The 24,719-nt window shown below is 61.8% G+C and carries 24 protein-coding genes; 10 read left to right on the forward strand and 14 right to left on the reverse strand.

What is annotated here, in order from left to right:
* Positions 1-116 precede the first annotated feature (116 nt).
* On the reverse strand, positions 117-695 hold the full coding sequence (locus L4X63_RS20140) for a hypothetical protein (protein ID WP_250680450.1): 579 nt from the start codon (positions 693-695) through the stop codon (positions 117-119).
* 170 nt (positions 696-865) lie between these two features.
* On the opposite strand from L4X63_RS20140, the gene L4X63_RS20145 reads away from it, so the two are divergent.
* Entirely contained in the window at positions 866-1,078 is a 213-nt protein-coding gene (locus L4X63_RS20145) for a hypothetical protein (RefSeq protein ID WP_250680451.1), read from the forward strand.
* Between the two features lie 422 nt (positions 1,079-1,500).
* On the forward strand, positions 1,501-1,776 hold the full coding sequence (locus tag L4X63_RS20150) for a hypothetical protein (RefSeq protein WP_250680452.1): 276 nt from the start codon (positions 1,501-1,503) through the stop codon (positions 1,774-1,776).
* A gap of 100 nt (positions 1,777-1,876) precedes the next feature.
* On the opposite strand, the gene L4X63_RS20155 is transcribed toward L4X63_RS20150, so the two are convergent.
* The 11 genes from L4X63_RS20155 to L4X63_RS20205 form a co-directional block, all read right to left on the reverse strand.
* Entirely contained in the window at positions 1,877-2,809 is a 933-nt protein-coding gene (locus L4X63_RS20155; RefSeq protein ID WP_250680453.1) for a type II secretion system F family protein, read from the reverse strand.
* A 13-nt stretch (positions 2,810-2,822) separates the two neighbouring features.
* Positions 2,823-3,776, reverse strand: a complete 954-nt coding sequence (locus L4X63_RS20160) for a type II secretion system F family protein (protein ID WP_250680454.1) — start codon at positions 3,774-3,776, stop codon at positions 2,823-2,825.
* 2 nt (positions 3,777-3,778) lie between these two features.
* A complete protein-coding gene (locus L4X63_RS20165) occupies positions 3,779-5,089 on the reverse strand; it encodes a TadA family conjugal transfer-associated ATPase (protein ID WP_250680455.1) in 1,311 nt (436 codons plus the stop codon).
* Between the two features lie 12 nt (positions 5,090-5,101).
* A complete protein-coding gene (locus L4X63_RS20170; protein WP_250680456.1) occupies positions 5,102-6,256 on the reverse strand; it encodes a CpaE/TadZ family protein in 1,155 nt (384 codons plus the stop codon).
* An 8-nt stretch (positions 6,257-6,264) separates the two neighbouring features.
* Positions 6,265-7,329, reverse strand: coding sequence for a pilus assembly protein TadG-related protein (locus L4X63_RS20175; RefSeq protein WP_250680457.1), 1,065 nt, complete (start codon positions 7,327-7,329; stop codon positions 6,265-6,267).
* A complete protein-coding gene (locus L4X63_RS20180; protein WP_250680458.1) occupies positions 7,308-8,777 on the reverse strand; it encodes a type II and III secretion system protein family protein in 1,470 nt (489 codons plus the stop codon). The genes L4X63_RS20175 and L4X63_RS20180 overlap by 22 nt, the downstream gene beginning before the upstream one ends.
* 80 nt (positions 8,778-8,857) lie before the next feature.
* Entirely contained in the window at positions 8,858-9,733 is an 876-nt protein-coding gene (gene cpaB / locus L4X63_RS20185) for a Flp pilus assembly protein CpaB (protein WP_250680459.1), read from the reverse strand.
* A gap of 40 nt (positions 9,734-9,773) precedes the next feature.
* A complete protein-coding gene (locus tag L4X63_RS20190) occupies positions 9,774-10,181 on the reverse strand; it encodes a TadE/TadG family type IV pilus assembly protein (RefSeq protein WP_250680460.1) in 408 nt (135 codons plus the stop codon).
* A gap of 187 nt (positions 10,182-10,368) precedes the next feature.
* Positions 10,369-10,533, reverse strand: a complete 165-nt coding sequence (locus tag L4X63_RS20195; protein ID WP_250680461.1) for a Flp family type IVb pilin — start codon at positions 10,531-10,533, stop codon at positions 10,369-10,371.
* A 552-nt stretch (positions 10,534-11,085) separates the two neighbouring features.
* Positions 11,086-12,519: a sigma-54-dependent transcriptional regulator gene (locus tag L4X63_RS20200; protein WP_250680462.1), complete on the reverse strand. Its 1,434-nt coding sequence runs from the start codon at positions 12,517-12,519 to the stop codon at positions 11,086-11,088.
* Positions 12,520-12,565: 46 nt separating this feature from the next.
* Positions 12,566-14,749, reverse strand: a complete 2,184-nt coding sequence (locus L4X63_RS20205) for a PAS domain-containing sensor histidine kinase (protein ID WP_250680463.1) — start codon at positions 14,747-14,749, stop codon at positions 12,566-12,568.
* Positions 14,750-15,511: 762 nt separating this feature from the next.
* On the opposite strand from L4X63_RS20205, the gene L4X63_RS20210 reads away from it, so the two are divergent.
* Both L4X63_RS20210 and L4X63_RS20215 read left to right on the forward strand, forming a co-directional pair.
* The gene (locus tag L4X63_RS20210) at positions 15,512-16,189 is read left to right on the forward strand and encodes a response regulator (protein WP_250680464.1); all 678 of its coding nucleotides are present in this window, start codon (positions 15,512-15,514) and stop codon (positions 16,187-16,189) included.
* Between the two features lie 224 nt (positions 16,190-16,413).
* A complete protein-coding gene (locus L4X63_RS20215) occupies positions 16,414-17,412 on the forward strand; it encodes a glycine zipper family protein (protein WP_250680465.1) in 999 nt (332 codons plus the stop codon).
* Positions 17,413-17,491: 79 nt separating this feature from the next.
* On the opposite strand, the gene L4X63_RS20220 is transcribed toward L4X63_RS20215, so the two are convergent.
* Complete coding sequence (locus L4X63_RS20220) at positions 17,492-17,917, reverse strand: FKBP-type peptidyl-prolyl cis-trans isomerase (RefSeq protein ID WP_250680466.1); 426 nt, start codon at positions 17,915-17,917, stop codon at positions 17,492-17,494.
* A 324-nt stretch (positions 17,918-18,241) separates the two neighbouring features.
* On the opposite strand from L4X63_RS20220, the gene L4X63_RS20225 reads away from it, so the two are divergent.
* The 6 genes from L4X63_RS20225 to L4X63_RS20250 all read left to right on the forward strand — a co-directional run bounded on the left by L4X63_RS20225 (position 18,242) and on the right by L4X63_RS20250 (position 23,424).
* Positions 18,242-20,056, forward strand: coding sequence for a thiamine pyrophosphate-dependent enzyme (locus L4X63_RS20225; protein WP_250680467.1), 1,815 nt, complete (start codon positions 18,242-18,244; stop codon positions 20,054-20,056).
* A complete protein-coding gene (locus L4X63_RS20230; RefSeq protein WP_250680468.1) occupies positions 20,053-20,604 on the forward strand; it encodes an indolepyruvate oxidoreductase subunit beta in 552 nt (183 codons plus the stop codon). The genes L4X63_RS20225 and L4X63_RS20230 overlap by 4 nt, the downstream gene beginning before the upstream one ends.
* Positions 20,598-21,890, forward strand: coding sequence for a phenylacetate--CoA ligase (locus tag L4X63_RS20235; protein WP_250680469.1), 1,293 nt, complete (start codon positions 20,598-20,600; stop codon positions 21,888-21,890). Before L4X63_RS20230 ends, L4X63_RS20235 begins: the two co-directional genes overlap by 7 nt.
* A 249-nt stretch (positions 21,891-22,139) precedes the next feature.
* Complete coding sequence (locus tag L4X63_RS20240) at positions 22,140-22,418, forward strand: hypothetical protein (RefSeq protein ID WP_250680470.1); 279 nt, start codon at positions 22,140-22,142, stop codon at positions 22,416-22,418.
* A 330-nt stretch (positions 22,419-22,748) separates the two neighbouring features.
* Positions 22,749-23,027 carry a hypothetical protein gene (locus L4X63_RS20245; RefSeq protein WP_250680471.1) on the forward strand — a complete coding sequence of 93 codons (279 nt, stop codon included), beginning with the start codon at positions 22,749-22,751 and terminating at the stop codon, positions 23,025-23,027.
* Positions 23,028-23,184: 157 nt separating this feature from the next.
* Complete coding sequence (locus tag L4X63_RS20250) at positions 23,185-23,424, forward strand: YtxH domain-containing protein (RefSeq protein WP_250680472.1); 240 nt, start codon at positions 23,185-23,187, stop codon at positions 23,422-23,424.
* Between the two features lie 77 nt (positions 23,425-23,501).
* Here the strand turns inward: L4X63_RS20250 and L4X63_RS20255 are convergent, their stop codons facing one another.
* Positions 23,502-24,374 carry an EamA family transporter gene (locus L4X63_RS20255; protein WP_250680473.1) on the reverse strand — a complete coding sequence of 291 codons (873 nt, stop codon included), beginning with the start codon at positions 24,372-24,374 and terminating at the stop codon, positions 23,502-23,504.
* Between the last annotated feature and the right edge of the window lie 345 nt (positions 24,375-24,719).

Here is a 24,719-nt window from a genome sequence, read left to right on the forward strand (position 1 = left end):
CTGACTGGAACTACGCATAACGTATGCCAGTACTGATTGAATCAAAGGTGGAATGGATTGGTATTAATGGATCTGCTGAGGGAGGTGTTGTTGTTGAGGTAGTTAGCGGGGTTAACTTAATCTCTGAATTCTCTCCAATAAAGCCCGGTAGCAGGGTTGAACTTGGTTTCGCTTATCGAGTCTTCCAGGCTTCCGGTGAATGCGGATTCGTCGTCCCAAAGGATGGCATCCGGCATCAGGATTTTGAAGAGGACCGTCCGTCCGGTGATGGTTCTGGCCCCGAACTTCCTGGTCCTCTCGCGGGCGGCCATTTCGAAGATCTTCAGGGTGAAGGTCGCCTTCGCTCCCGCCTCTTCTTCCGGTTCCACACTGAAGACGTAGATCCCTTCCTGGGTGTTCTCGATCACCGCTTCCCTGCTTCCTTCCGCGGTCCGGGTCACGATCGGCAGCACGTTTCGCTCCTGCCGAGCCTCGTAGCGGGTCAACGGCCGATTCCTGCGCGACTTGGGGTACTCCCGGAACTTGACCGACAGCCTCATCCTGACATCGCCGGCGATGACCAGCTTGAGATCGCCGTGTGGCCTGGCGACGGCCAACCCACCGGCCTGCCGTTGTTTTTCGGCTGGCTTGGTGGTGGCCTCCTCCCGGATTACACCGCCGGTGGCATTGCGGTCAGCGTCGGCACGGCTAACCACCTTCGCGGCTTCCGTATCCCGGGGCAGGAGCGGAACCTTCGGCGCTGCGGACGACAGCTGCGGCGGTGGCGCGGCGAACTGGAGTTGCGCTGTGGCGGCTTGAGACTGGGCGGTTGGTGGCTGTGGGGGCGGAGACTGTGGGCCATGGGACCGCAGGGCACGAGGCTGTGATGCTTGATACTGTGATGCTTGAGCCTGAGTCGGTTGAGCCTGAACGGGTTGAGCCTGAGCGGGTTGAGCCTGAGCGGGTTGAGACTGAGCGGGTTGAGACTGAGCGGGTTGAGACTGAGCGGGTTGAGACTGAGCGGGTTGAGACTGAGCGGGTTGAGACTGAGCGGGTTGAATCCGTGCCGCTTGAGACTGGGCGGCTTGAGGTTGAATGATCGGCAGCCGGATCGCCGGGGCTTGTGGCCAGGGAAGCGAGGTGGGCTGTGCTAAGGCCGTTGCCCCGACGGTTCCGTCGCGGGTCAGCTGATTTGGAGCCTGCATGCTTTGGCCGTCCCCTTCGGAGGAGCCCACCGGCTCGCCCACCCGCTGCATCACCGGAGCCCGACTGTCTCCCTGTTCCCTGGCTGCGGACGGGACCCCTGCGGTCGCGGGAAGCGGCAGCTCCGCTTTTTCGACCGGCGGGTCGCTCTCCTTGGGCAACGGGGGCGTCCTCTCGCCCTGCGCGGGAAGGGGGGCGGCCGGCAGTTCTGCGAAAGCTTTGAAGCCGGGCATTTGCGCCTCTGCTTGGACCGGCGCACCCGGCTCGCCAGGGAGGTATCCCGGGGGCGCGGGAGTCGTGCCGGACAAAAGGGAAACTATGGACCCCCGCTCGGCGGCCGCATCCGGCGGATCCGTGGGTTCCGCCAACCGGCTCGTGCCGTTTTCCGGGGAGAGCGGCCGCGCGAGCCGGCGGCCGGGGAGGGGGGACGCCGATTCACCCGCAGGCGCGCTCACTGCGGGGGGCACGCCGGCAGGAGCGGACGCCGCCGGCAGGGAGGTCGGTTCGACCCAGAGGAAGTCGAACCGTGCCGAGGAACCTGCCACCAGGTCGAAGGCGGAGGTGGTCAGCAGGATGACGACCACCCAGAGATGAAAGGCAAGCGAGGAGCAGACGGCCGCTGCCATTTCGAAACGGTTCGCCTTATTGTGGAGCAAAATGTGGTCGACCATGGCGTAAACCCACTAGCGTGCGGTCATTTCTTGAACATGGCGTAGATCTGGACGAAGGCCGGCACCAGCATGACCACCATCATGGCCGGGAAGACGAAGAAGGTCAGCGGGAAGAGCATCTTCACCGCCGTCTTGGCGGCCTTTTCCTCGGCGATCTGCCGTCTCTTGATCCGCAGCGAATCCGCGAAGGCCCGCAAGGTTTTCCCCAGGCTGGTGCCGAACCTCTCGGTCTGGACCAGCATGGCGACCAGCGACCTGATGTCGTCCACCGCGGTCCTCTCCGCCAGCCCCTTGAGCGCCTCCGAGCGCTCGCGCCCGGCCCGTATCTCCAGGATCACCCTGTTGAGCTCGTCGATCAGCGGGCAGTTTTTGTGCTGGAAGTTGTCGGTGGTCTTGATCAGGGCGGCGTCCAGGCTGATCCCCGCCTCCACGCAGACGGTCAGCAGGTCCAGGACGTCGGGGAGCGCGTGGAAGATGGTGGTCTTGCGGGTTTCCGCCAGGTGGCTGAGCCAGGCGGTCGGAAGGAGGTACCCCCCGATGGCTGCGCAGATCGTTATCAGGAGGGTGAGCCCTCCCGAAGTCGCACCGCGGGGAGCTGCACTGAAAAGGAGGTGACCCGCGGGAAGGAGGAGGTACCCCGCCGGCAGCAGGACGGCGCAGAGGAGCTTGGCCCCTACGAAGACGTAGACCGCTTCCTTCCTGAAACCGGCCGCGGTGACGATCTCCCGGTACCGGCGTATCTCGGTGGGGTTCAACTGCCGCAGCGAGCCGATCCTGCCGAGCAGGGTCTGCCATCCGGTGGGAGCGGCTATCAGTACCGGCCCCTCCTTGTCATGCGGCATCAACTTGGCGACCCTTCCCCTGAGCAGGTCCTCCCGGGAGAGTAAAGGGTAAAGCGCCGCGCCTGAAATGAGTGCCACGGAGCCGAAAACGGATAGGACGATCAGGGCGAGCATGGTGGTATCCCCCTTAGATGCGTATGTCGATGATCTTCCTGATCATCAGGAAGCCGACGACCTGGCCGAGCGCGGCGGCCCCCAGGATGAGCTGGCAGATGCGCTGGGTGAAGAAAACGTTCATGTAGCTTGGGCGCAGCAGGTAGAAAAGGGCGAACACCACCACCGGCATGGCCACCAGCACGTAACCCGAGACGCGCCCCTCCGCAGTATAGACCTGGACCTGGCGCCGGATCTGCAGCCGCGACCGGATGGTCTCGGCGAGCTTTTCCAGGATCTCGGCGAGGTTCCCCCCCGTTTCGATGTTGATCCTGATGATGGTGACGAAGAACTCGTAATCGACGCTGTCGATCCTGCCGCTCAAAGAGCGCAGGGCGTCGGTGATCCTGAGCCCGAGTTTCTGCTGCTCGTAGGCGAGCTTGAACAGGCCCCCCGCCGGCTCCGGCAGTTCCTGGCCGACCAGTTCCACCGCCGCGGCAAGCGAATGGCCGGCCCTCAGCGAACGGGCCACCATGGTGAGCGCCTCGGGAAGCTGCTCGGCGAAGCGGGCGCTCCGCTCCCTTTTCTTGTGCCCGAGGTAGATGAAGGGGGCGATGAGCAGCGCCGCGGCCACGGAAAGCGGCAGCAGAATCCCTCCTTTCCACGCGTAGCCGACCACGAAGCCGGTGACCGAGAGGGCACCGGTCAGCAGAAGGAAGCGGAAGATGGTGAGCCGCACGCCGGAGAAGGCGAGCCGCTCCTGTACCGCCGAAGCGAACGGCAGGCGGGCGAGGAGCCGTTCGAAGCTCCCGGACTCCTGCCAGAGATCCTGCCCGGCCGCCCCCCCGCCTCCTGCGGCGGGTGCCGAGGCGAGCCGGCTTACCCTGCGTTTGAGCTCCAGGGAATGCCTGAAGCCCTCGGCGGTGAAAAAGAGGGCGAAGGCGCCGAGGAAGACGGCGCCGAATATGGAGAGCACGGTGGCGATCATCGCTATTCCCTCCCCTCGAAGATGTCCGGCGGCAAAACGAAGCCGTAGGTTTTGAGGCGCTCGGCGAAGCGGGGCCTTACGCCGGTGGCCCGGAACTCGCCGATCACCTGCCCGTCGGGCCCCACCCCGCTTTGCACGAAGCAGAAGATATCCTGCATGGTGATGGTGTTGGCCTCCATCCCGGTGATCTCCGAGAGCTTGACGACCCTCCGCGTCCCGTCGGGGAAGCGCACCAGGTGGATGATGATGTTGATGGCCGAGGAGATCTGCTCCCTGATGGCCCGGTCCGGCAGATCCATGCCGGCCATCATGACCATGGTGGCCAGGCGGGACATGGCGTCGCGCACGGTGTTGGCGTGGATGGTGGAGATGGAGCCGTCGTGGCCGGTGTTCATGGCCTGCAGCATGTCCAGGGCCTCGCCGCCGCGCACCTCGCCGAGGATGATCCGGTTGGGGCGCATGCGGAGCGCGTTTCTCACCAGGTCGCGCTGGGTGATCTCGCCGCTTCCCTCGATGTTGGGGGGACGGGTCTCCAGCCGTACGACGTGGTCCTGCTTCAGTTGCAGCTCGGCCGAATCCTCGATGGTGATGATCCGCTCGTTCTCCGGGATAAACTCGGAGATCACGTTCAAGAGGGTGGTTTTGCCGGTTCCGGTTCCCCCGCAGATCAGGATGTTGAGCCGCGACTTGACCGCCCCCTCGATCAGCTTGGCTATCCGCGGCTCGATGGTCTTGAGCGCGAGAAGATCCGCCATCTTGAGGGCCTCCAGGCCGAAGCGGCGGATGGAGAGAACCGGGCCGTCAAGGGCCAGCGGGGGGATGATGGCATTCACCCGGGAGCCGTCGGCCAGGCGAGCGTCCACGAAGGGGGAGGACTCGTCGATCCTTCTCCCCACCCCGGTGACGATCCGTTCGATGATCTGCATGAGGTGGGCGTTGTCGCGAAAGACGATGTCGGTCTTCTCGAGCTTGCCGTGCCGCTCCACGTAGGTGCTCGCGTAGTTGTTGACCAGGATGTCCGAGATGTCGGGGGAGCTCAAAAGGGGCTGGATCGGCCCCAGGCCGAAGGTTTCGTCCTGCACCTCGGCCACGAGCCTCTCTTTCTCTTGGTGGCTGAGCGGAACCCCCTCCTCGCCGATCAGCCTCTCGATCACCACGCCGATCTCGTGCTCCAACTCGCCGGAGCGCAGGAGGTCGAGCTTGGAGAGGTCGATCCGTTCGATGAGCAGGCGGTGGATGCGGGTTTTCAGTTCCTGGAAGGAAAGGGGCCTGCGGTCCAGCGACCGCCCTGTGAAATGGTCAGAGAATGTCATGGGAGATTCCTCCTAGTGGGCCGGCCGGCCGCTTGGGCCGCTTTCAGGGTGCAGCCGGCCGACCAGCTGGTCCATCGCCCTGGTGAAGGGTGATTTGGGATACAGCTGCACGAGCGGCACCCCTTTGTTGATGGAGTTCCTCGCTTCCGCGTAGCAGTTGGGGAGGAGGTGGCGGATGCCGGTTCTCAGCACCTTCTCGGCGTCGGAGAGCTTGATGTCGTCGCCGGAGGTCTGCCGGTTCATCACCACGCTCACCCTTTCCGGGCCGAACCCCTCCCCGGCCAGCGTCTCCAGGTACCGTTTGGCGTTTCTGAGCGCGGGGAGGTTCAGGAGGGTGGCGAAGAGGACCTGGTCCGACTGGTCGAAGGCGGCTAGGTTGCAGCCGAACGGCTGCCCTCCGGTGTCCAGGATGATGAAGTCGAAGACGCCGCGCAGCAGCGCGAGGACCTCCAGGATCAGCTCGGGGCGGATGCGGTTGGCCTCCGCCAGTTCGGCCGGGCCGTCCAGCACCTGCACGCCGCTTGGGTGGGGGACGACGATGCTCCGCAGGAAGCTGATATCCACCTCCCCCATCTTGGGGATCACGCTCGCCAGGGTGTAGGGGGGGGCCAGGTCCAGGAAGGCGCCGACATCCCCGCTGAAGAGGTTCAGGTCGACGAGCGCCGTGTGGTGCCCCCGGCCGGCCAGGGTGGCCGCCAGGTTGACCGCGATGGTGGTGGTTCCCACCCCGCCGGAGGGGTTGTACACGGAGATCACCTCTCCCCGCTTGCCGGCCTGGTCGCTTTTCAGGGCGTGCTGCCGGGCCACCTTCCGCACCGCGTCCACCAGTTCGCCGGCGGAGACCGGGGCGGTCAGGTATTCGCCGGCTCCGGCCCTGATCAGCCGGAGGATCCAGGCTGGGCTACTCTCGCGGCAGGTCACGAAAATGGTGCTCGACGGCGAGCGGGAGAGGAGGGACTCGATCTCCCGGCTTCCCCGCTCGACATCGTTCACTTCGAGGATGATGATGTGCGGGGCGTCGGCCAGGATCACCGGCATCCCCTCCTGCAGGGAGCCGGCCACTCCAAGTAGCTGCACTCCCCCCTCGAACCCCTTGAGCGCCTCGGCTATCCTGCTGGCGGAGCCCGGGTCGCTGTCGATGAGAACTGCGGTCATGTGCGGTTTCATGGAGGGCCTCACTGCACCAGGATCGGTAGCGTCACCGAGTTGGAGGAACCACCGCCGGGCCGGGATCCGGGGGCGGTGACGGAAAAGTCGACGAAGTGGCCGAAGACGTTGGGGTTGCTGCCGTTGTTCGCCCCGTCGATGTGGAAGGTGGCGAACCCGGTGACGGCAATCTCCCCCTTGGAGGAGAGGTTGTTGGTGGAGTTGTCGACCACCGCCATCAGCACGTCCTTGCCGCCGCTCGGGAGCCAGCCGCTCACGTAGTTGTAGATGGAGTTCTTGACCCCTGGCTCGATCCAGATGCTGTCTCCCGTCTCAATGGGGGAGCTGTTGCCGGAGTTGATGAACCCCTGGATGGTGGAGACGTCGTTGGCGTTGGTCTGGAACGAGGTCCACTGCCCCGAGTAGCAGGAAGAGCCCCCCGAGGAGTAGGCCGAGTTGATGACGATTGTGGTCGGCGGCTCGGGGAGCGGGCTCTGGGCGAAGTACTGGTTGGTCATGCAGTTGGAGAGCGCCAGCGGGAAGAGGTTTCCGGCGGCGATGGTGCCGGGATGTCCCGAGATCGCCACCGCCGGCAGGGAATCGACCGGCACCGAGGCCTTCCCGAAGAGCTGCATGAAGAAGCTCGTGACCGGCCCGCCGTTGTTGGCTCCCGACTTGCCGACCGCCACCTTGACCGCCGGCACGTCGTTGGTGGTGGGGATCATGGTGGTCGGCTGCAGGTCGTGCGGCTGGGTGTTGTCCCAGAGGAGGTTCCAGTAGCCGACGCTCGCCGTGGCGTTTGCCAGTGCCTGGTTGTCCGAGCTGTTGGCGAGCTCCTGGGCCTTGGCCAGCGCCACGCTCCATTGCAGGGTGGGGGAGCTTCCCGGGGCGGTAGGCCTCGTGTAGAGATACCATCCACCCTTGAGGGCCGCCGCGTCGGCGGCGTTTTGCAGCTCGTTACGCACCTTGAAGAGGCGGGCGGTGTCCACCGCCAGTCCCAGGAAGCCGAGCAGGACCACCAGGGAGATGGCAACGAAAACGAGCGCCAACCCCTTCTGGTTTCGGCATACCGTTAGTTGAAGAGAGGTATCCATTGCAGCTCCCTTTCCTGCTCGGGGGTGATCGGCTTGTCGGTGGGAAGGGCAGGCTTGGTTCCCGGAGCATTGGCTTTCACGATCCGCGGGGTGATGAAGAAGACCAGTTCCTTCTCGGTCTTGTTGTCCTGGGTGGAGCGGAACAGGGCGCCCAGGATCGGGATGTCGCCGAGGATCGGCATCTTGGACATGACCTTGATGCTCTCCTCCTGCAAAAGCCCGGCGAGCACCAGGCTCTCTCCATCCTTGAGCTGTACCTGGGTGCGTACCTCGCGGGTGTCGATGATCGGGTAGCCGTTGACCGCCAGGGTGCCGGTGATGCTGCTCACCTCGGCGGGATCGATCTTGAGCGAGATGAGCCCGCTCTCCAGCACCTCCGGTTTGAAGTTGAGCTTCACGCCGACGTCGATGAACTGGATGGAGGTGGTGGAGAGCGACCCCACCCCGGAAACGTAGGAGAAGGGGATCTTGCTGCCGGCCAGGAATTTACCGGTCTGCCCGCTCTTAACCAGGAGGTTCGGCTCGGCCAGCACCTTGGCCAGGTTCTTGGTGACCAGCGCCTTCAGTACCGTGCTCAACCCCGGCTTGAAGAGTGAAACCCCGAGCTGGTACGGGTCGAGAGGTTGGATGCTGGCGAGCCCCGGAATGGGGCCGGCGAGCCCGGTGGCCTGCGACTTGACCGAGCCGTCCGGGTTCAAGATGGTCAGCTGCCCCGACGGGGCCCCCACCATGTTGCTGAATCCCTCGGCGCTCGCCCCCCGGATGAAGGCGCTCACCCCTAAGGATTTCAGGGCGCTCTTGTCCACCTGGGCCACCTTGACCTCCAAAAGCACCTGCTGGGGGTCGTCGATCTGGATCTGGTTCAGCACCTTGATCCCCTGCCTGCCGCTTCCTCCCCCGGCCTCACGGTCGGAGCGCTCGCCCGCTGCCTGGTAGGAGATGGTGGCATCCAGGGGGGCATCGGCGGGAGCTTTCGCCTCGGAGCCTGCGCTCGAGGAGACGTAGGCCCGGGCGATCTGGACCGCCTTGTCCACCGTCTGCTCGTTGGCCGCCTTACCGGAGAGCAGCAGGGTGTCGTTCACGAACTCCACCCGGATGCTGTCCTTGGGGGCCATCTCCTGGATGCGGCTCTCCAGGAGGGCCGCGTCTCCCTTGACCTGGATGTCGAAGAAGGAGGTCTTCCCCCCCACCTCCCAGACGATCAGCGAGGTGGAGCCTATCTTCTTGCCGTTTATCTGCAGCTGGGTGGGGGAGATGACCACCAGCTCCGCGATCTCGGGGGCGGCGATGGAGACGCGTTGGGACTTGGTATGCAGGTTGACCAGCACGCTCTTGTTGAGGAAGACCTCGGTGGCGATGCCGGCCCGGGCCAGGCCGGGGGGTAGCAGGAGCGCCGCCAGCGCCAGGAGCCTGCAGAGATTCTTTATGGTTGCCGATAACGGTTTCATCCTGTCACCTCGCGAAAATGAATATCCCTTTCATCGTATGGCCGCGAGCAGGCCGCCCTCCCCATCAAGGGGGGGAGGGGTCACTGCTGGGCGAATTCCCGGGCGCTCTTCGCCCCCCCCTTGATGATCTCCACGGTGAACATCGGTTGCGGTGGGGGCGTCGCCGCTTTGATCGGTGCGGCCGCCATCCTGTGGGGTGCGGCCGCGCGGCTGATCGTCTTGGGAGGGCGCGCCTGCACCGTCGCGGTCCCCAGGGCTTTGGACAGGGTGGCCCCGGTGGTGTCGGTGGCGGCGACGTCGATGACGTTTCTCAGTAAAAGCTGGAGGGTCCCCTTCTTGGCGCCCACGATCAGCTTTTCGGCATCCGGCGGGAGGAGGTCGAGGGTGACGGTGGGGACCAGCGCGGCCTTACCTTCCTTCTGTTCGGTGACCTGTCCGGTTGCCAGCACCGGGATGTTCTGGAGGATGATCTTGCTGATGTTCTCCGGATCGTCCTTGATCCACGGGCGCGGGGTGGTCAGCACCACGTCGACCCTGCTGTTGGGAGCGACGAACCCCGCCACCCCGGCCACCTCGTTGACGGCCACCGTCACCGCCCGGTGCCCCTGGGGAACCAGGTAGGTCATCACCCCCCCCGCGACGTTGAGCGGCATCAGTTTGTTCTCGGTCACGATGTCGCCGGCGCCCAGGGGGCGAACCAGCACCCGTCCGGCGACCGCCTTGGGGTCCCGGTAGCTCCCGGGAGGGAGGGAATCCTTGGGCCAGTTGGCGAGCTTGACCCGGGAGGCGTCCAGCCGGGAGCCGATGGGAAGATCTTCCGCCGCGGAAACGGTGGGGACCCCCTGGTACGGCTTGCCGGTCTGCTTGGTGAGGAAGCTATAGGCGAGCAGGGCCGCGCAGCTCGCCAATAGCAGCGCGGAGAGGGTGACGATGGTCAAGGTGCGTGGTCTGGTCATGATGAGGTCCTCCGGAGACCGGCTGCGTCTCCTTTTCCCCTTACTCGTAGAGCATGGAGGCCTGCCCCTGCAGCGTTACGTTGCTCAGTTGGCTGATCAGGGGGACCGCACTCTGGAAAGGCAGGTTGACGACCACCGTTACGGTGTCGACCCCGTGCTTGAGCAGAGTCGTGGGGGTTATGTTGATGACGATTCCCGTCTGGTCAAACGGTATGTACCCTTTGACGTAGCTTTGCAGCGCGGCGACGTTCAGCGGATCGGTGGTGCTGGTCGAAGCCAGGCGGGCTCCTTCCCGGGCCGCGTTGGTGAGGGTGTTCTCCATGTAAAGTGCCCGGCCGAACTCGGCTATGCCGAAGAGAATGAGGAGCAATACCGGGAGCAGCAAGGCCATTTCCACCAGTGCGATCCCGTCTTGATTGATGCATTTTTTTCGATTGTTGGGTTTCATGACGTTGCCTTTATCGCTGCCCAAATTTGCTTGGAGGAAGAGCGGCTCGCCGCCCTTCCTCCATCGCAGGTCCATCAATCACGTCGTGGTTACGACCCGTTAAACCGACTGCGGTCCCCGGAAGGGTCAGGTGGATGAGGTACCGCAGGTTTGTTCTTCTCTCTTGGCGAGCGGTCGACTGCCGGCCTTACAGTTTGGCGGCAATCGAGTTGAAGGTGGCCGTCACGTTGGTTCCCACCAGCGACACCGCGGTAAGGGCTATGACTGCGATAAGCGCAACCATCATGGCGTATTCAACCATCGTCGCTCCCTTCTGGTTGTTCAGGAGCATCGTCTGCAATCTGATGAGCATCTGATTCATTTTTTCCATGACCTTCCTCCATAGGACCGGCGGGGTTAACCGCTAACTGCATCGCCGGTCAGTTTACTTTGCTAATTAGCATAGGACATGCCAACCCCTCATGAGGGAGACGAACCATTCCGCGGGCAGGGGCGCGGCCGCAGGCCCTCGGTGGAGTGTAGTAGCTGCAAGTAAACGACTTTATTATTTAATTTCGTTTGCGGGGCAGGCGGGGGGCGGGCTGAAGGGACGGGCGCGGCTACGGGCGGGCCGGATGGTGGTCGCTTTTGCTGCGGTGCTGGCCGGGAACGGGGGGCTGGGGAACCCCTTCCCCCCCCGTTCCCGAGGCGAAGCGTTGCCGAATTCCGGACGCACCCCCGAGTTTGGCTACTTTTTGGATAACGGTCGCCACGGGGCGGTGTGAGCCTGCGCTGCCGGGCAAGACGCGAGCGTCCGTGCGGCGCGAGGGCACCGGCCGCACAGGCGGAGTCGAGGGGGGGGAAGGGGCGGAAACGTGGTGGTTATGCGGAGGGATTTTCGGGGAGACGGTGGGAGGCGCCTCCTCTAGTTCTCTTTCTTCCTGGTGTAGAGCAGTTCATAGACGGATTTCCGCTTCACGCCGAGCATGGCGGCGGCGCTTGCGGTATTGCCATTGGCCTCCTGCAGCGCGGCGTTGATCAGGAGTTCCTGGGCTTCGCGCAGGGTCGGGAAGTGCCCCCATATCCGATCCACTTTGCTGTGCAGCGACTCCTCGTCCGAGCTCCCTTTCGCGGGCGCTTGCGGATGCGGGGAGGGGGCCGAGGCGACCGCCTTCTCGAAGGGCTCCAGCGACAGCTGTCCGGACCTGCTGCGGGGAACCGCATCGCTCACGAGCCCCTGCAGTTCCCGCACGTTGCCGGGGAAGGGGTAGCCCGCGAGCAAGGGGACCAGCTCTTTAGGGTACTCCGGGGGGGCGATGCCGAGCCCCTTGGCCTCAAGCGCGATGAAGTGGTTCAGCAGCAGGGGGAGGTCTTCGGGGCGCTCGCGCAGCGGCAGGATCTCCACGTGGTGGCCGAAGAGCCGGTAGTAGAGGTCGTTTCGGAACTTCCCTTCGGCGATCCGCTGCTTGAGGTCCCGATTGGTGGCGAGCACGAAGTGGGCGTCGGTCCTCCTGGCGAGATCCGACCCTCCCGGGTAGTACTCCCGTTCCTGGATAAGGCGCAGCAGCTTTATCTGGGAGGTCTCGTGCAGGTCGCCGATCTCGTCCAGGAAAAGGGTGCCTCCCGCGGCGCGGGCCACCAGCCCTTCCCTTTGCTGATCAGCTCCCGAGTAGGCGCCCCTTCGGTGCCCGAAAAGGACGTCGGAGAACATGTCGTCGTCCAGCCCCGCGGCATCGACGGCGACGAACTCCCCCTTGCGGCCGCTCAGGTGGTGGATCGCCCGCGCCACCAGCTCCTTTCCCACCCCGGTCTCGCCGGTGATGATGACCGGCTGGGGGGTGGGGGCCACCACCTCGATGTACTGGAACATCGCCCGCATTTTCCGGTTGCGGGTGATGATCGAGGCGAAGGCGGAGGGATGGTCCAGGTTGTCGCTCAGCAGGCGGCGCTTGAGGGACGAGATCTCCCGGGAGAGCGAGCAGACCTCGAGGGCCTTCTGCACGGTCAAAACCAGGCGCTCGCTTTTGACCGGCTTGACGAGGTAGTCGAAGGCGCCGAGCTTCATGCACTCCACCACCGTCTCGATCTCGTCGTTGGCGGTCATCACGATGACCGGAATGTGCGGGTAATCGCGCACCACGGTCGGCAACAGCTCCAATCCGGAGAGGTGCGGCATGGCGAGGTCGAGCACCATGACGGTCACCGGCTCGGCGGCCAGAAGCGGCAGCACCTGGCGGCTGTCGCTCACGGTCAGCACTTCGCCGACCCCTTTGATCTGGAGGTTGAGCTTACAGGTGGAAAGGATGTGCTCCTCGTCGTCCACCACGAGCACCTTGCGGGAATCCATGGTCAGTTTCATGTCTGGATCGCTCCTTTTTTCGGTCGGGGGGCGCACCCGGTAATCCCTAACCGGCCTGGCCGGCGGCGGGAAGGCCTACGGAGAAGGTCGTTCCCCTTCCCGGCTCGGACGAGAATTCGAGTTGTCCGCCGTGCTCCCTCACGATCGACTCGCTGATGGCCAGCCCGAGCCCGGTCCCCCCCTTGTCGAGCTTGGTGGTGAAAAACGGCTCCAGGATCCTCTGGCTCCCCTCCCGGGAAATGCCGCATCCCTCGTCCCGTACCACGATCCTGACCATGTTGTCGCTTTGGTCGAAAAGGGTGCTGAGCCAGATGCCGCGGTCGCAGCTGGGAAGGGCCTGGCAGGCGTTCATGAGCAGGTTGATGATCACCTGCCCCAACTGCTGGGCATGCCCCTTGACCGGGGGGAGCGGATCGCAAAGTTCGAGGTTGAAATGGTGGGTGTACTTGGTCAACTCGTGATTGAGCAGCGAGACGGCGGCCCGCGCCACCTGGTTCAGGTCCAGGTCGCGCTTCTCCGTGCGGCGCTCGTAGCGGGCGAAGTCCTTCAGGTTGTTCACGATGTCGTTCACCCGGCGCGACCCGTCGACGATCCCCCGCACGAGGCGCATCGAATGCTCGGCCAGCTCCCCGGAGGGTATCCCCGCCAGGTAGAGCTCCTCGTCCGGATGCTCCTCGCGGTACTCGGCGACCACCTTGAGGGTGTCGGCCAGGACCTTCTCCAGCAGCTCGGAATTGGCCATGATGAAATTGTTCGGGTTGTTTATCTCGTGTGCCACGCCCGAAACCAGCAGCCCAAGCGAGGTCATCTTGTTGGTCTCGATCAGCTTGGCCTGGATTTCGCGGGACTTTTCATCCATGCGGACCCTTTCCGTTATGTCACGCAGGGTGCAGTAGGTAACCGGCCCGTCCTGCAGGGCCATCACCTTGCCGCGCAGCGACACGACGATGGCCTCACCGTTCTTGCGTCTGCCGGCGAAATCCTGCCTCACGTCAACCACCTCGCCTATGGTGCCGATGGCGGCGGCGACGGCGGCCAGATCCTCAGGCATCACGATCTGCGCGAGCCCCCCCTCCAAAAGCTCTCTCCTGCCGTAACCGAAGGTCGACTCGGTCTTGGCGTTGAGATCGACAATGTCGCTCCCCCCGGGCCGGAAGAACAGGATGGCGTCCTCGGACTGATCGAAGATGTCGCGGAAGCGCTGTTCGCTGTCGCGCAGAGCCTGCTCCATCCTCCTGCTGGTGGTGATGTCGCGCATGATGAGGAGAAATTCCGGGCTCCCTTCGAGGAGGACCACGCTGATGGAAACCCCCATCACGAGGCTCTCGCCGTCACGGCGCCGGCAGGTGACCTCGTTGAAAGCGGGGGATGCTTGGCCGGGAAGGGCGGTGGCGGAGGCGAAGAGGTCGGCCAGGCCGGCTTCTCCCTCCGCGAAAAGCAAGGAGGCCTGGGCGCCGATCATCTCCTTGGCGCGGAAGCCGAAGACGGTTTCCGCAGCCGGGTTGAAGGTCCTGATGCTTCCCTGCGGATCGACGGTCACGATCGGCTCCACCACCTGCGCGTGGACGGCGCTGACCCGTTTCTTCTCCGACTGGGCCGCCCTCCTGAGCGGACGTACCACGAGCAACCAGAAGAGCGGCGCCGCCCATACCGTGGTCACGAAGGCGTCCACTACATTGTTGGAAGGGGTGTGGCGCTCGGGCCAGAAGGGAAAGAGCATATCCTCGCTCAAATCCGAGAGGAAGATCGTGCAGAGCAGGAGGATGTAGAGGCGCAGCGACGGCTCCACCTGCGGAGACTTCAATCGTTGCACTCTCTGCAGGTAAAGAAACCGCAACAGCGGAGCCGCGCTGCAGAGGGCGGTCAGCAAGGCGTCCACCAGGGAGTCGGTATGTGGGGCGGCATTGGGGAGGAGATGCGGCAAGAGCAGCATCATCAGGTACTCGATCATGAAGATGGCGACCAGGGTCTTGCCAAGCATGATCGCCGGGCGGCTCCCTTCCAGATCGTCCTCTTCCCCGGGGGCCACCCGCTGGAAGAACCGCCAGAGCGGGAGGGCCACGATCACCACCACGATGCCGGCGTCGACCAGGGCGCTGCGAACCACCCCTAATCCGGAAAACAACGGGTAGAGGAGTTCCATGATCGCCAGTTCGGTGACGAAGATGTAAAAAAGCAGGGGGAGAATGTCCCCGCTACCTTTTAGCAGTGCGGTGAGTCTCTGGTTCATCGAGCGTGACCCTGAAAGCGGTTGCGATAGTGAATCTCAAGGGTGTGAATCTGAGGTGCCGAGGTCAGCATGGCAAGGAGATAGGAGCCGCCTCCGTGCAGGTAATAATATAAGCCCAAGTCATTTATTACAATCTAAAGCCGGCAATACCTCGACTATGAGTTGTTGCCAATGCGCTGAGGTGCTGCGAGCCACGGTTGCCTGTGCTTTGCATCCTTTGGATGGACTTATTTTCAATAATGTTACAACAGACCACTCTATAGTACCCAAACTGCTTGGTGCCTCAATCATACCAAATCAAGTGACGCAATGAGTGTGTCGTCATCGTTTTAGATTAGCTGCCACAGCCAGTTATTCTGCTCGCTTCCTCTCTCTTTAAAAGAAGCGACCGCCGAAGCGATGCGCTTTGGGTGCCGGAAGCGGGGCAAAAGAGCTCGAGGGAAACTCGCAGGGGGGCACGCCCCTCATCGCAGCCTGGATAAGTCCTCCTCGGTTTTGTGGGCGGCCCCCTCCTGCTGCCTTTCTCTGTTCCTCGCAATTTCCCTCGTCGTCGGCCATCGCTCCACCTTCGTCACCGTCACCCCGTTTGCTTTGTCGTCAAGACTCTCTCGATTAGGCCGATAAGGTAGATGCACCTCCGCCCCGCCCATTGGTCGGGGAATTCATGTAGCTAATAGTCGGCAGCATTTTGGCGTGAGATTTGATATACAACCGTAAAATTATCTTGATCATTGCTTATGGCTACAGTTTAAGGAGTTCTCGTTGACCATTGAAGAGGCATTTGGGGTAGTCATTCGCAGACTACGGAGAGAACGAGGGCTGTCTCAGGAAAAGCTTTCTGCGACCAGCAACCTGGACAGGACCTTCATCTCGAACATCGAGGGGGGGAAACAACAGCCAAGCCTCATCTCGATCTTTGCCCTCGCCAATGCACTCTGTGTTTCTGTTTCCAATATCCTTCTCGAGGTTGAGGTGATACTCGAGATCAACCATCCACAATCACCATGCCCGGCCAAGGCTGAAATACTGAGGGTGTTCAACGACATGGCGACCTACTTGACAGATATCCAGGAAGCATACCGTGGGACGGAAACTATTCTCTTTGCCGATGACGAGGAGGCGTTGAGAGAGTTGCTGGCCCAGTTTCTGGTCGGCTGCGGGTACAACGTCCTCATGGCCAGCAATGGAGAGGAGGCGGTAGAACTTTATAAGCAACACGCCGGCAAGATCCACGTCACCATCCTGGACATGCTGATGCCGGCTCTCAATGGCATGGAGGCTTACAACCAGATCAAGCTTATGAGCCCTGACGCCCCGGTCCTGCTGGTCAGCGGCTACTATGCCGATACCAGGGGCGCTTCTTCGCTGCCTAAAATTATTCAAAAACCCTTCTCTCCCGTCGACCTGTTGAAGGAGATCAGGACCGTGCTCGACTCGTAGCCGGCCACGCCGCCTGCCGCCATCGCATCTGACCGGCCTCTTCCCTTTCCACTCTCCGTCTCCCTCTCATCTCCCACTGCCGGGGACCCCGCCACATGGTACTTCGGTAATTAACGCAATGTCGTGAAAACATTGCTAATGCAATACCTCTTGAAATGCCGATGCCTCCTGGTTTACGCTCTCATGAATTGTTGGCACTGTAAGCAAGGAGGTTGTCTGACACCATGAGATACATGCGAAGGATGTTCCCCTTCATGTTTCTGGCCGTCGCCGCGGGGTGCGCGACCATGCCGGCCGGGCCGAGTGTTAACGTGCTCCCGGCCCCCGGAAAGTCCTTCGAGCAGTTCCAGGTCGAGGACAACGCCTGCCGCCAGTGGGCCGATCGCCAGGTAGGACAGCCTGCCCAGGAAACCTACGAGAAAAACACCGCCACCGGAGCGGTCGCCGGTACCGCGCTCGGTGCCGGAGTCGGCGCCGCACTCGGGTCGGCCTCCCATCATGCCGGAACCGGAGCAGTAATTGGCGCTGCCACCGGGCTACTCTTCGGCTCCGCCATCGGGTCCGATCAGGGGACGGCGAGTGCCCGCCAGGTACAGCGGAGGTACGATAACGCTTATATGCAGTGTATGTACTCCTACGGTAACCAGATTCCCGGTGTCCGCCGGACGAAACCGAGGAAGGTTGCCCAGGCCCCGGTAGCCCCCCCTCCGCCGGTGGCTGCTCCCGCCCCGCCGCCAGTGATCTCCGCTCCTCCTGCCGTTGAGATTCCTGATCCACCCCCAGCGGTAGCGCCGGCTCCAGTTTCGCCCCCGCAGGTGGTAACGGATCCCCCGCCCCCCGTCGTGGTCGATGACGAGGTGTACTATCAGCCTGCGCCGGAAATCTACTTCAACGAGGCTCCCCAGTTCGTGTACTACCCGTCCATGAACATGTACGTGGCGGTCGGGACCCCTTACGACCTCGTCTACACCGGCAACGAGTACTACTATTTCTACGGCGGGCGCTGGTACCGGAGCCCCTACTACAACGGCCCCTGGGTCTACGCGCCCCGCAGAAGCTATCCTGCCTTCTACCGGTACCGGATCGACAACATCCGGCACTATCGGGAGGTAGAATACCGCCGCTACATGCGCAACCGGGCTGAGTACCGGGGAAGGTGGCATCGTCCCGAGTATCGCCGTGCGAAGGGAAGGCCGGAGTTCCGGGACGAGCGCCGCAGGTGACTGCAGAAGGTTAGGAATCAAATGAAAAGGGGGAAGCCGGTGCGCGGCTTCCCCCTTTTTCTGTGGAGTTCCGATTTTCTCAGGTGTTCTCGATCTCGATAACCTCGATATCAAGGACCAGGTCTTGGCCGGCCAGGTGAGGGTTGCTGTCCACTTTCACCCCCTTGTCGGTTACCACCACCGAGAACCCGTCAGGCGAGCTGGTATTCACCACTTGGCGTTGCAGTTCGCCCGGGGCTTTTCCCACTGGTGCAGTGGTGTCGAAAGAGTGGTGGGCGACTTCTCCTTTCCTGCGGCCGTACCCTTTCTCCGGCGGGATGGTTACCCGCCTGGTTTCTCCCGGAGACATCCCCTCCAGAGCTTCCTCCAATCCCCTTATTACCTTGCCTGCACCCACCGTGATACGCACCGGGCCGCCACCGGCGGTCGATTCCACCGACTTGCCGTTCCTCAACGGCACTGAGTAGTGCACGAGTGCCGTGCTGCCGTACTTTATCTGAGGCATGTAGTACCTCCCGTCTTGACTAGATTAGAGGTGTTTTACCAGGGGCATAGGGATCCGCCATCTGCTCCCTTGTTCTCCTCCTGGCTGTATCCGCCGCCGGACGCTGTATCCGTCGCCGGCAGTTCCCAATCCTGAGCCGATCGCTCTCGCCGTCCTCTCCTCCCTCTTTGTCCGTTGCCTCCCGGTCTCCTTCTGCACTCATTGGCCGTCGCCGCCGCCGGGCCGGCGGGTTTCTTGGGCCGTCATTTCTGTCATTTACGGTTGACATAACGATCTTACGGCGGGAAAATGCCGCACTTCTACTGAAGGACAACGAGGTACTAGATGGCAATTGAAAAGCTGCAGAAGAGACTTCTGCAAGGGAACGAGGCGTTGGCCCGGGGGCTCGTCGAGAGCGGCTGCGTCGTCGCCGCGTCCTATCCGGGGACTCCCGCTTCCGAAATTCTCGGGTCGGTGAAGAGTTGGCAGCAAGCGGAAGCCGTGGAGATGCACGTCGAGTGGGCGGTGAATGAGAAGGTTGCCCTCGAGATCGCCTATACGGCGAGCCAGACGGGGCTGCGGGCGGCGACGGCCATGAAGCAGGTGGGGCTCAACGTGGCCAGCGATCCCCTCATGAGTGCGGCCTACCTCGGCGTCGTCGGCGGTTTCGTCGTGGTGAGCGCCGACGATCCCGGTCCCCATTCCTCCCAAACCGAACAGGACAGCCGGCTGATGGCCATGCTGGCGAAAATCCCGGTCCTCGATCCCGGCTCCCCTGAAGAGGCGCGGGAGCTCGCCGGTGTCGCTTTCGAGCTGTCCGAGCGCTTCCGGATCCCGGTTATGATCCGCCCCACCACCAGGGTCTGCCACGCCTGCCAAGACATCGAGCTTCGTCCCGTCACCCGGCTGGAGCGGACCGCCTCTTTTAAAAAGGATCCCTCTCGATGGGCGGCGACCCCGAAATTCCGCTACCAGCTGCACCTCGAACTCAACGGCAAGCTGGCTGAGATAGCCGCCTATGGGCCGACTGCTCCCCGCTGTCTCAACCCCGAGGTGAAATCCCGCCGCGCAGTGGTCGCTTCCGGCCCGGCTGCGAGCTACGCGAAGGAACTCTTTGCCGATCTCCAGCTCTGGGACAAAATGAACCTGCATCAGGTCATCCAGCCGTATCCCTTGCACTCCTCCTTCGTCGATTCTCTCCTGGCTGAATACGACGAGATACTGGTGCTGGAAGAGACGGTCGGCGTTATCGAGATGCAGATCCGCGACCGCCACAAGGTGAAGGGGAAACTGTCGGGGATGGTCCCCGAGGCGGGGGAACTCCTACCGGAAGTGGTCGAGCGGTTACTTGCCGAATTTGCCGGGCTCACCGTGCCGGTCCAGGTTGCGGTTCAGGCCCAGGGCGGAAGGCGCCCCACGCTCTGCCCTGGCTGTCCGCATCGGGCGAGCTTTTATGCCATCAAACGGGCCGCTCCTGCGGGGATCTATCCCAGCGATATCGGCTGCTACACCCTCGGGATCAATCTCGGTGGCGTGGATACCGTCCTCTGCATGGGCGCTTCCATCAGCCAGGCCGCCGGCTTCTATCAATCCTACCGGGTCACCGGTCAGCGGAAGGATATCGTCGCGACCGTCGGCGATTCCACTTTTTTCCATGCCGGGATTCCCCCGCTGATCGACGCGGTCGCCCAAGGCGCCCGCTTCGTGCTGGTCATCCTGGACAACGTCACCACTGCGATGACCGGTAACCAGCCGACCCCCGCCCACGGGAGCCCGGCTGGACGAGCTGTCCACATTGAATCGATCGTTCAAGGATGCGGCGTCGGTTTCGTGGAAACGGCCGACCCTCTGCAACTGCCGGCGTTCACCGCTTTGCTGAAGAAGGCGCTCGCCTACTCCCGGGAGCAGGGCGTAGCGGTGGTGATCGCTAAAAGCCCGTGCCTCGTCGATCGCGCGGTGCCCAAGCAGAAGCGGCGCCAGCCTACCGTTTCCAGCGCCTGCACCGGATGCCGGGTCTGTATCGACCAATTCGAGTGTCCTGCGCTGCGGTTCGAGCCGGATGGGAAACGGGTAACGGTCGATCCGATGATCTGCAGCGGGTGCGGGGTCTGTCTGGACGTCTGCGCCTTTAAGGCTATTGTGCGGGAGGAGATTCCATGAACCAGCAATTGATCATCTGTGGGGTAGGGGGGCAAGGGATCCTCTTCGTCACCCGTCTGCTGGCCGAATCCGCCATCGCCAAGGGACTCCCCGTCCTTACCAGCGAGACCCACGGGATGGCTCAGCGGGGAGGCATCGTTGTGTCTCATCTTAAAGTAGGGGCCTTCGCCAGTCCGCTGGTCCGTCCGGGGCGGGCAGACGCCCTCCTCTCCCTCAAGCCGGAAACCGTGGCACTCCACCTCCATTTCCTCAAGGAGGGAGGTGCCGTCGCGGCCAATGCGCAACAGTCGCTGGCGGACGTGGCCGGGCATCCTGTTTCCCTCATCGATGCCGATTCACTGGCACTGGCTCTGGGGGATCCGCAGGCCGTCAACCTCATCGTGTTGGGGCGCGCCCTGGCGGATTCCGGCACACTTTTCTGCACTGCCGAGGAGGTGGAGGCGGTAATCCGGCGCAAGATGGCCGGCAAAGACAAGCAACTCGCGCGCGCGCTGGCGGCCTTCCGGGCCGGGTTGGAGGCGGGCGGCAAGGAGGATGGAGCATGCTGACCCGGTTTCCCGCCAAGGCTTCTCCCGCCGATCTCGAGGCCTTTCAGTTGGCCGGTCTTCGGTGGACGGTGCGTCACGCCTGGGACAATTCTTCTTTTTACCGGCAACGCTTGGAGGAGGCCGGCGTGACCCCGGACTGTATCGGCTCACTCGACGACCTGCGGCGTCTTCCCTTTTTGACCGCCCAGGATCTTGCCGATGGTTACCCCTTTGCGCTGCGCTCGGTTCCTTTCGCTGATCTGGTCCGCATCCATGCCTCCTCCGGAACCACCGGCAAGAGGAAGGTCCTCTGCTATACCCAAAAAGACATCGACGACTGGCAGACGATGTTTGCCCGCTGCTATGAACTCGCCGGGCTGACTCGGGAGGACCGGGTGCAGATCGCGGTAGGCTACGGCCTCTGGACAGCAGGGGTCGGGTTCCAGCAAGCCTGCGAGCGTTTCGGTGCGCTGGCTATACCGGTTGGCCCCGGAAATCTCGATATCCAGACCGGCCTGATGATCGACCTCCAGAGTACTGTGTTTTGCTGCACTGCCTCTATGGGCCTTCTCCTTGCCGAGTCCGTTCACAACCGTGGACTCAAGGACAAGCTCAACCTCAAAAAGATCATTCTTGGGGCAGAGCGAAGTTCCAGCGCGATGCTGGCCACCATGAGGGAATGCCTCGGGGTCTCGGATATCTACGACATCACCGGCCTCACCGAGGTCTACGGACCTGGTACCGGTCTCTCCTGTGGCCATGGAAGCGCCATTCATTACTGGGCCGACCACTACATCCTCGAGATCCTCGATCCCAACACCCTTCAGCCCGTCGCTCCCGGCGAGGTCGGCGAGATGGTCTATACCACTCTCGGCAAGGAAGGAGCGCCCCTCATCCGCTACCGATCCCGCGACCTTACTCGCCTCATCGAAGGAACCTGCTCCTGCGGCTGCACGCTTCCCCGCCATGACCGAATCCTCGGACGCTCGGATGACGTCGTCATCTTCCGAGGAGTTAACATCTATCCCGGCCAGGTCGACGAAGTGTTGAACGGCATCGAGGGGATTGGCAGCGAGTATCAGGTTCACCTCGGCCATAATGCCGAAGGGCGGGACTATATGGTGGTGAAGGTCGAGCGTGCAAAAGTTCCCTGTGGCATCGGCGATGAGCAGATCCAGAAGCGGATCCGATCCGGGATCAAGCATACCCTGCTGGTTTCCTGTGACGTCGAGATGGTCTACCACGGAACCATGCCCCGCTCCGAGCGGAAGACCAAGAGGATATTCGACGACCGGAAATTCGAGTAGCCGGGATGTAAAATAATTCACAGTTCGTTTTTTTGCCGATCCTCTGTAAACCCTTGACAGTAGTAGTGAAATACCTGACAGGGTGCTGGCGGGGTGAAATTGTTGCCTTTCCTGTCTTGGACGCGTCTTTATTTCTGCCACCCTAAGTAGATTAAATCGTTGAAATAATTTTCTCCTATTTTGGGCACGGAGTTTGGAAGTGTGATGGTCGTGCACCGCGATCACCGAACGTGCAGGGAGGAAACGGCGATGAGAGAATATAACCTGATCAACAGATGCCTCGTCATCCTCAAGGGTTCCAGGATTGATGTCATGACCAAGCTCAGGATCGAGAACCTGCTGATCGGAATCAAGATGCTTCTCCTCGCCGAAGTCCTCGAAGAGAGCATTGCACCCGACCTCGAGGAGCTTTCCGAGAAGGTCACTGCCGTCTGCAACGGCGGTACCGCGGAAGGCGTCTCCGGCCTCCTCGAGTACGTCCGCAAGCTCCGCAGCTCCATGGCCGACTGCCTCGATCTCGGCTGCTGATTTAACCTCTCCTCTACCCCCTGGCCGGCGCTGCTTCCTGCGGCGCCGTTTTTTTTGTTGCCGTCGGCCTCCACCTGCCGGGCCTCCTGCCCTGATGTAAAAAAAATCACAGTTCCTTTTTTTACTTCCACTAACTAACTCCTCGAATTCACGGCGGTTGGCCAGGGACGGGGAATTGGGTGGAAAAAAGGGGACATTGGCCACTGCGAGTCTGGAGGGAGGCTGTCGGTACTAACCCCTTGAAATGACACAAAGTGAGGATGGTATGAACTTGGCACGGAGATTGGATATAGAAGGGCGTGCCTAGGAACTCCCTCAGGAGGTGCCATCATGAAAGAATTCACGATCATTAACAGGTGTCTCGGCCTGCTCAAATCTTCGAAGATCGACATCCTGACCAAGCTTAGGATGGAAAATCTGCTGATCGGTATCAAGGTCCTCCTGTTGGTGGACGTCGATGAAAAGGCTGCTACCGGGGATCTCGAGGAGCTTTACTGCCACGTCAACGAAGTCTGCACCGGTAACTGCTTGGAAGGTACCAACGGCCTTGTTGACCATGTCCGTAAGATGCAGAGCCGCATGCTCGCCTGCCTCGATCTCAACTGCTGAGCTCCAGAAGACCATCGCCCCTCAGTGCCGGCACCGTCTTTAAGTGGTGCCGGCATTTTTTGTGGAGCATCTAATCACTGGCATCCATTTTCATATTGGCCGTACTGGCTGTGAGGGAGTACAATTGGTAGTAAGAAAGTCTGAAAGGAGGCGCCACATGGCACACAAAGTCAATAACGCTTTGATACTGTTCGGAGGTAGCGTCGTTGGTGCCGGCTTGGCTCTGCTGTTTGCTCCCTGCTCCGGGGCTAAAAGCCGCAAGCGCATCGTCCGCTTCAGCAAGTCCATGACCAACACGGGTGAGAAGATGGTGCAGGGATTCAATGACAGCGTGTCTGATTTAGCCGGAAGCATGACCAGTATGGGGAAAAAGGTGACCAGCATGATGCATCGCTGACCTTCCCGGCATCCGTAAAATCCCGCAAGGCCCGCCGCGACCCGTTCGCGCTGGGCCTTGCCTTTTCAAACCGCGATTCACCCAAACCGGATCAGCACGGCCCCGGCCACAATTACAGAGGCGGAGACGAGTCTCATCATCCCGCAGGTTTCCCTCAGCCAAACGATCCCTACCAGCACACCCACCATAATGCTCACCTGTCGTACCGGTACTGCATATCCAACAGGCGAGAGGTTCAAACCATAGCGGAAGGTGAGAAAAGAAGCCATTACCACCGGTCCGCTCCAAAGAATTGGTTTCCAGTTCTCGCGCAATTCGGCGGCGATGAGGCTCCGATATTTGGGCCGAGCAAGATTGGCAGTCATCAAAAGCAGCATTGAGAGTATCAGGAAGTAGGTGAAATGGATGGGAGGATAGTGGGTTACGCCGGTCTTTTCGGCAATGGAACCGACGGAGTAGATAAATCCAGCCGAGAGGGCAGCCCGGGTGGAAGGGCTTCTAAGGTCGCTGAAAGGCCTGGTCAGTTCCGAAAGGGAAGGGTGGCGCATTTGGAGAGAGAAGGTCCCCAAGATGACCAGCACAATTCCCGCGGCCCCCAATAGGGAGGTCTTTTCACCTAAGAGAAGCATTCCCCAGATTGGGACATAGATCATGGAAGTTTGCGAGAGAGGGTAGATCAGTGATAGGTCTCCATCTCGGTAGGCGCGTCCATTCAGCAGATGATATAAGACGTAGGCGACAGCACCGATGACGACCATGAGGAGGGTGCCGGGCTCTGGCCAGTGAAACTGCTCTGGCGCAAAGGGCAGTGTCAGGGTGAACAGGGTAGATGACATGAGGAACATCCACCATATGAATACCGTCTTGTGGTGGCTCTGCTTAACGAGGAGATTCCAGATGGCATGCATCACGGCAGAGATGATGATCAGGGTGAAAGCGAGATTTGACATCGCCGCAGTATAGCCAACTCGATCCCCGGTGTCAGTTCAATGTTGCCTGAGCCAGTAAGAGGGGTCCCGCCTCCCTTTGGCGAGGGCACTCTGCTAACCTCCCGATGTTCCGCAGATTTCGGGCTGGGTGCAAGAAAAAAACACATTCCTGATAATTTATTGTTGACTCTCAAGGCCTGTTTGTGTAGATTGCTGAGTCTGTCGCAGCGAGCGGCGGTCTTGGTCTTTGAAAACTAAATAGTAGACGAATCACATTGTGGGTCTATTTAAGTCAGTTGTTTTTGTTAAACAGAATCGAGCTTTCGGTTTTCATTTTAAACTGGAGAGTTTGATCCTGGCTCAGAA

Source organism: Geomonas sp. Red32 (assembly GCF_023652955.1).
GTDB lineage: Bacteria > Desulfobacterota > Desulfuromonadia > Geobacterales > Geobacteraceae > Geomonas.

Excerpts from the sequence above, each read along its gene's own strand:
- L4X63_RS20145 (WP_250680451.1), top strand. The coding sequence starts at position 866 with ATGCTTGATACTGTGATGCTTGAGCCTGAGTCGGTTGAGCCTGAACGG.
- L4X63_RS20150 (WP_250680452.1), top strand. The coding sequence starts at position 1,501 with ATGGACCCCCGCTCGGCGGCCGCATCCGGCGGATCCGTGGGTTCCGCC.
- L4X63_RS20155 (WP_250680453.1), bottom strand. The coding sequence starts at position 2,809 with ATGCTCGCCCTGATCGTCCTATCCGTTTTCGGCTCCGTGGCACTCATT.
- L4X63_RS20160 (WP_250680454.1), bottom strand. The coding sequence starts at position 3,776 with ATGATCGCCACCGTGCTCTCCATATTCGGCGCCGTCTTCCTCGGCGCC.
- L4X63_RS20165 (WP_250680455.1), bottom strand. The coding sequence starts at position 5,089 with ATGACATTCTCTGACCATTTCACAGGGCGGTCGCTGGACCGCAGGCCC.
- L4X63_RS20170 (WP_250680456.1), bottom strand. The coding sequence starts at position 6,256 with ATGAAACCGCACATGACCGCAGTTCTCATCGACAGCGACCCGGGCTCC.
- L4X63_RS20175 (WP_250680457.1), bottom strand. The coding sequence starts at position 7,329 with ATGGATACCTCTCTTCAACTAACGGTATGCCGAAACCAGAAGGGGTTG.
- L4X63_RS20180 (WP_250680458.1), bottom strand. The coding sequence starts at position 8,777 with ATGAAACCGTTATCGGCAACCATAAAGAATCTCTGCAGGCTCCTGGCG.
- cpaB (WP_250680459.1), bottom strand. The coding sequence starts at position 9,733 with ATGACCAGACCACGCACCTTGACCATCGTCACCCTCTCCGCGCTGCTA.
- L4X63_RS20190 (WP_250680460.1), bottom strand. The coding sequence starts at position 10,181 with ATGAAACCCAACAATCGAAAAAAATGCATCAATCAAGACGGGATCGCA.
- L4X63_RS20195 (WP_250680461.1), bottom strand. The coding sequence starts at position 10,533 with ATGCTCATCAGATTGCAGACGATGCTCCTGAACAACCAGAAGGGAGCG.
- L4X63_RS20200 (WP_250680462.1), bottom strand. The coding sequence starts at position 12,519 with ATGAAACTGACCATGGATTCCCGCAAGGTGCTCGTGGTGGACGACGAG.
- L4X63_RS20205 (WP_250680463.1), bottom strand. The coding sequence starts at position 14,749 with ATGAACCAGAGACTCACCGCACTGCTAAAAGGTAGCGGGGACATTCTC.
- L4X63_RS20215 (WP_250680465.1), top strand. The coding sequence starts at position 16,414 with ATGAGATACATGCGAAGGATGTTCCCCTTCATGTTTCTGGCCGTCGCC.
- L4X63_RS20220 (WP_250680466.1), bottom strand. The coding sequence starts at position 17,917 with ATGCCTCAGATAAAGTACGGCAGCACGGCACTCGTGCACTACTCAGTG.
- L4X63_RS20225 (WP_250680467.1), top strand. The coding sequence starts at position 18,242 with ATGGCAATTGAAAAGCTGCAGAAGAGACTTCTGCAAGGGAACGAGGCG.
- L4X63_RS20230 (WP_250680468.1), top strand. The coding sequence starts at position 20,053 with ATGAACCAGCAATTGATCATCTGTGGGGTAGGGGGGCAAGGGATCCTC.
- L4X63_RS20235 (WP_250680469.1), top strand. The coding sequence starts at position 20,598 with ATGCTGACCCGGTTTCCCGCCAAGGCTTCTCCCGCCGATCTCGAGGCC.
- L4X63_RS20240 (WP_250680470.1), top strand. The coding sequence starts at position 22,140 with ATGAGAGAATATAACCTGATCAACAGATGCCTCGTCATCCTCAAGGGT.
- L4X63_RS20245 (WP_250680471.1), top strand. The coding sequence starts at position 22,749 with ATGAAAGAATTCACGATCATTAACAGGTGTCTCGGCCTGCTCAAATCT.
- L4X63_RS20250 (WP_250680472.1), top strand. The coding sequence starts at position 23,185 with ATGGCACACAAAGTCAATAACGCTTTGATACTGTTCGGAGGTAGCGTC.
- L4X63_RS20255 (WP_250680473.1), bottom strand. The coding sequence starts at position 24,374 with ATGTCAAATCTCGCTTTCACCCTGATCATCATCTCTGCCGTGATGCAT.